Here is a 692-nt window from a genome sequence, read left to right on the forward strand (position 1 = left end):
TTAATTGTTGGTGGGGATGCTCTGACACCGAAGCATATCCAATCTGTTCGTAAGCAGTGTTCAGAACTTATCGTGATGAACGGATACGGTCCGACAGAGAATACGACATTCTCGACCACCTACGTGATTGATGGAGAGTGGAATGACAACATTCCGATCGGTAAACCGATTAGCAATTCAAAGGCATATATTGTGGATCAGAATGGGCAACTACTTCCGGTGGGCGTGCCCGGCGAATTGTGGGTTGGCGGTGAAGGTGTCGGCAGAGGTTATTTGAATAATGAGATGCTGACAACAGAAAAATTCATGGTCAGTCCATTTGTAGATGGGGAAACGTTGTATCGGACCGGAGATCGGGCTCAATGGCTACCGGATGGAAATGTGAAGTTCATGGGCAGGCTGGATTATCAGGTGAAAATCCGGGGATTCAGGGTAGAGACAGGTGAGATTGAGAATCGGATTATGGAACATGATGCGGTGAAGGAAACGACCGTGGTGGTCATAGAGGAAACGGACGGTAGCAAATCGTTGTGTGCCTATGTTGTTGCCGATGATGTAAGTGGAGAGGAACTGAAGGCATATGTAAAGGAACAACTTCCAGAGTATATGGTTCCCTCCTATGTGATGTTAATGGATAAACTTCCACTCACGATGAATGGAAAGGTAGACCGCAAAGCTCTGCCACAACCGGA

Annotated in this window: 1 protein-coding gene; it reads left to right on the forward strand. The window is 47.1% G+C overall.

Annotation, left to right across the window (positions count from 1 at the left end):
* Positions 1-692: AMP-binding protein (locus AC1D7X_RS25815; RefSeq protein ID WP_495476439.1), on the forward strand; the 692-nt coding region annotated here is incomplete at both ends.

It is taken from the genome of Paenibacillus sp. Y568 (assembly GCF_059445545.1).